Source organism: Streptomyces sp. P5F9 (assembly GCF_057961495.1).
Genome location: NZ_JBXVPZ010000618.1, coordinates 1 through 4,753 on the forward strand (window position 1 = coordinate 1; position 4,753 = coordinate 4,753).

Genomic DNA, 4,753 nt, shown 5'->3' on the forward strand with positions numbered 1-4,753 from the left:
TACTGAGGGACTGCCGGAAGGGGCGGCAGTTAACAGGGAGCGGGGGTGAGCGGTCGTAGTGACCATGGGCGCACTCATGTCACCGGCTCCGTCAGGACGCGGTCCATCGGGACGTCCGCCGTGACCGTCACCGCGGCCGGGTCCAGGTCGGCCGGGGTGGGCATCACGCTGCCGGGGAGCTGGACGGCGGCCGCGCCGTGGGCGACCGCCGAGGCCAGGGCCTCCGGGCCGTGGCCGCCGGCGATCAGGAAACCGGCCAGCGAGGAGTCCCCCGCACCGACATTGCTGCGTACGACGTCGACGCGCGCGCTGCCGTACCAGGCGCCGGAGCCGTCCACGAGCAGCTGCCCGTCCGCGCCGAGGCTGGCGAGGACGGCACCCGCGCCCAACTCCCGTAGTTCTTCGGCCGCTTTGACCGCGTCGCCGACGGTGGCGAGGGGGCGGGAGACGGCCTCCGCGAGTTCCTCGGCGTTGGGCTTCACCACGTCCGGGCGTTCGCGCAGGGCCTCGATGAGCGCGGGGCCGGAGGTGTCGAGGGCGATACGGACGCCGACGGCGTGCGCGCGGGCGACCAACTCGGCGTACCAGGACGGCGCGAGGCCGCGCGGGAGACTGCCGCAGCAGGCGATCCAGTCGGCGCCACTCGACTGCCGGCGAACCGTCTCCAGGAGCAACTCCTGTTCGGCGGCGGTCAGTTCGGGGCCGGGGGCGTTGATCTTCGTGAGGACACCGTCCGCCTCGGCGAGGGCGATGTTCGACCGGGTGGCCCCGGCGACCGGGACCGGCGCGACCTCGATCCCCTGCGCGTCGAGCAGGTCCGCGACCAGCGCGCCCGGAGCTCCGCCCAGCGGCAGGACGGCTACCGTACGGCGGCCCGCCGCGGCGACCGCGCGGGAGACGTTGACGCCCTTGCCGCCCGGGTCCATGCGCTCGCCGGTGGCCCGTATGACCTCGCCGCGGTCCAGCGAGGGGACCTCGTAGGTACGGTCGAGGGACGGGTTCGGGGTGACCGTGAGGATCATGCGCGCACTACTTCCATGCCGCCGCGCTCCATGGCGGTGGCGTCTTCTGGGCTCAGCCCGCTGTCGGTGATCAGCAGGTCCACGTCGCTCAGGGCGCCGAAGCGGGCGAAGTGCTCCTGGCCGTGCTTGGCGGAGTCGGCGAGCAGCACCACGCGGCGGGCGGCGGTCATCGCCGCGCGCTTGACGGCGGCCTCGGCGAGGTCGGGGGTGGTCAGCCCGTGCCCGGCGGAGAAGCCGTTGGCCGCGACGAACACGACGTCGGCCCGGATCTCGCCGTACGCCCGCAGCGCCCAGGCGTCCACGGCGGCGCGCGTACGGTGCCGCACGCGTCCCCCGACGAGGTGGAGCTGCATGCCCGGGTGGTCCGCGAGGCGGGCCGCGATGGGCAGGGAGTGCGTGACGACGGTGAGCTCGGCCTCCAGCGGGATGATGCCCGCGAGGCGGGCGATCGTCGTACCGGCGTCGAGGATCACCGTGCCCTGCATCGGCAGCTCGGCGAGGGCCGCCTTGGCGATCCGGTCCTTCTCGTCGGCCGCCGTCGACTCGCGCTCGGCGAGATCCGGCTCGAAGTCCAGCCGCCCGGCGGGTATGGCACCGCCGTGCACCCGGCGGACGAGTCCCGCGCGGTCGAGGGCCTTCAGGTCCCGGCGGATCGTCTCCGCCGTGACCTGGAACTCCTCGGCCAGCGACACCACGTCCACCCGGCCGCCGTCACGGGCCAGCCGGAGGATCTCCTGCTGCCGCTCCGGTGCGTACATGTCCGTTCGCCTCCGACCTTTGCCCGAACTTGTGGTTTCGCTCGGAGGCTACGCCCGGATTTCCGGAAAGTAAACAGGTTCGGGCACGAGGTGGACATGAACGGGCAGAGGGATCTTTTGGGGGGACGCCTTGCCTGTCATTTTCGGGGAGTGGCTGCGGTGCGCGGTCAGACGTGGCGTCAGCCGTGCAGCAGGTCCTTGATCCGCTGCTCGGCCGCGAGGATGGCGTGCTCCAGTTCGTCGCGGGCGGCCTCCTGGCGCATCGCCTTGACGAGCAGGGCGCGGTGTTCCACGACACTGACGCCTACGGCCGCCGGGCCCGGCTCGGGGAGATCGGTGGCGACGTATTTGGTGACGTGCTCGACGACCTTCGTGAGCTCGGGGCGGATGGCCTCCATGTGGTCGGCGATCCCCCTGATCATGGTGCCGATCTGGGAGATCTCCTCGAAGCCCTCGGCCCGGCAGGGCTTCTGGGCCAGGCGGCACTGGGCCTTGTAGAGGTCGGCGAGCCACGCGGAGGGCTTGTCGTACTCGGTGTTCGTCTCGTCCTTGCGGCGCATCTTCCGCGTCCAGGCGAAGACCTGCCTGTGGTGCCGGTACGTCAGGGCCCCGAGCATGGCGGTGGCGGTGGGCACCAGGAAGGTGCTGGTCATCATGCGGTGATCCGTTCGGGGATGGAGCGCGAGCGGGGAGGGGAACGGTGTGGCGGGACGGGGGTCCGACGGACCGGGCGGCGTCAGATCCCGGCGTCGAGGTGACGCAGCGCGTCGACGTCGTGCACGACGAACTGGCGGTACCGGGCTTCGATGACCCCCGAGTAGCGCAGGGTCCGGAGCGCGTTCTCCGTGGTGGAGACGGCGAGTTGAAGAGCGGCCGCGATGTCCTTCTGGCCCGGGCCGGTGATGGTGACGGAGCCCGTCCGGGGGTCGCGGGAGCCCACCGTGTCGGCGAGATGCGCCAGGAGTCCGCCGGTGCGCTCCAGGGGCGGCAGGGTGGTGAGGGTGTAGACGAGTTCGTCGCTGCGGTTGCGGTCCTCAAGACTGCGCAGAAGCGCGATCTTGGCGTCGGTCCTGCGGTTCAGCAGGATGTTGAAGCGGTGCGCGCGGCAGGGGATGACCACGGTCCTGGTCAGGCACCTGGTGCGGACGGCGGAGTCGAGCGTGATGAGCTTGGCCTCGCCGACCAGTTGGCCGCCGCCCCTGAACCGTGTGACGGTGGGGGCGCCGGCCCAGTCGCCGAGCGGGAAGCGGTCCTGTCGTACGACACCGTCCCAGATCATGTACACGTTCCGGTCGTCCGGACCCAGCGGCAGGTGCTCGTCCTGGCCGAAACTGCGGCCCCGCAGGTCGTCCTGGAGCAGAAAGCGCCAGTCCTCGGCCGACAGACGCCACAGGAAGCTTCCCTCGGGCTTTTTCTCGTGGCCCAGGAGAAGGTCGGTCGGCCGGTTGGCGGGGGCTGTCGAGGGCACGCTCACTCCCCCGTGCCGACGGCCGTGATGGCGCGTGTACCGGCGTACGCGCCCTGAAGTGCACGAAGGTGACGGTGTGTCACGGGTAGGGGGCCGCGGAGGTCGCGGCACGACGGCGGGAATACGCCGTCGTCGTTGACGGTACGCATCGAGTCCGATCCTCGTAGTGTCTGCGCGTGGGAGCCCCGCTGGTCAGCGAGGCTCCGGGTGGTGGGTCCGGAACATTCCGGGAGGTGCGGCACCGCCCGGCTGGTGTGGGCCCGGCGGGTTGAAGCGGTGGGAAACAGTGACGCGGGATAGACGGTACCCCTCGCCAGGAGTGAAGAGCCAGTCGTGTTTTCGATGACGCCCGCGGGGAATGTGGATCTTGCCAGGAACCCCTGACCGTGGGGATTTATTACAGAAGATCACGGGCAATTCGAAGGGGAAGGATATTACCCTTCACCGAATTACCGATCGCATCCACCTCGGTTATCGGCACCCTTTCCGGGGGCGCGAGAAGGCTCTTCACAGGTGGCCGACATATGACACCCGCGCAAACCGGCGGCAAAAACAGGAGGCCCCGGGGCACCACCCCCAGGACCTCCCGAAATGGTCCGGACCCACCAAGGATCAGACCGGTGCCCAGTAAACACCACGGACGCCGTTTGGGTCACTCCCCGGCCGGCAACTTCGAGCCCCCGGCGGCGGATGACCGGGCGAAAACCCCTCCCGCGGGGAATGTCACCGACAGCACACCTCCCCGCACACGCCGTCGGAACACCCCGACCGGCCGCGCTTTTTGCCCCTTTTTTCCGCGCGAGAGCAAGACCCTCCCGCCCCGCGCGGGGACATGACAGCGTTATCAAATGATTGCCATCGATCAAGAGTAAACAGATTCGGCCACCCCGAGCCCGCCAGGCCGACAGCCTCACCAAACAGAGGCACGCCCCGCAAAACATGTGGAGCACGCCACTCCGACCCGCTCGATTAACCGATCACCGCCGCAGCGATTTCTTTTCGAGGGGCAATCCGAGCCGACAGAAAATGCGGCGATCCCAGCGGACGGGCGGAATCCTGAACGGAAATCAACGGTTCGCCGCCGCACATCGTAAAGGTCGACAAACGAATAAGACCACCACACCCGACTCCGCGCCGACACCTCCGGCACGCGCCCCCGGCCCGCCCGTCACACCAACAACTCACACCCTGTCAGTTTTCTTGCGACGCAGGTCAGTTGAGCGCACGAGACACCCGAAGTCGGCGTGTTCCCCACAGAACCGATCATTCAGGTACGTAGTGCGGCGATCACCCCGGAGTGCGCCGTCGAACCGCCCCGCGTACGCCTCCCCCTGCGCACCGGCGTACGCCATCATCCGGCGTTTCGCGTCGAGCGCCCCGCCCCCGTACTACCTCGGGGCGGGGCGCTGTCGTACGACATCTCGTGTGGCGGTGGGCGGCGTCAACTCCCGCTCGACACAGCCGACTTGTCTGCAAGCGTCGGCATCTCCGCGGCCGCCCCGTTC

Annotated in this window: 5 protein-coding genes; 1 reads left to right on the forward strand and 4 read right to left on the reverse strand. The window is 69.6% G+C overall.

Annotation, left to right across the window (positions count from 1 at the left end; all coding sequences use genetic code 11):
- Positions 1-74: 74 nt before the first annotated feature.
- The 4 genes from pfkB to AC31A1_RS47010 form a co-directional block, all read right to left on the reverse strand.
- A complete protein-coding gene (gene pfkB / locus AC31A1_RS46995) occupies positions 75-1,022 on the reverse strand; it encodes a 1-phosphofructokinase (protein WP_489659193.1) in 948 nt (315 codons plus the stop codon).
- Complete coding sequence (locus AC31A1_RS47000) at positions 1,019-1,780, reverse strand: DeoR/GlpR family DNA-binding transcription regulator (protein WP_393752194.1); 762 nt, start codon at positions 1,778-1,780, stop codon at positions 1,019-1,021. Before AC31A1_RS47000 ends, pfkB begins: the two co-directional genes overlap by 4 nt.
- Before the next feature lie 179 nt (positions 1,781-1,959).
- Positions 1,960-2,436 carry a hypothetical protein gene (locus AC31A1_RS47005; protein WP_489659194.1) on the reverse strand — a complete coding sequence of 159 codons (477 nt, stop codon included), beginning with the start codon at positions 2,434-2,436 and terminating at the stop codon, positions 1,960-1,962.
- An 80-nt stretch (positions 2,437-2,516) separates the two neighbouring features.
- Positions 2,517-3,248, reverse strand: coding sequence for a Crp/Fnr family transcriptional regulator (locus AC31A1_RS47010; protein ID WP_489659195.1), 732 nt, complete (start codon positions 3,246-3,248; stop codon positions 2,517-2,519).
- 1,244 nt (positions 3,249-4,492) lie between these two features.
- Here AC31A1_RS47010 and AC31A1_RS47015 point away from each other — a divergent pair.
- The coding region (locus AC31A1_RS47015) for a hypothetical protein (RefSeq protein WP_489659196.1) at positions 4,493-4,753 on the forward strand (261 nt) is incomplete at its 3' end.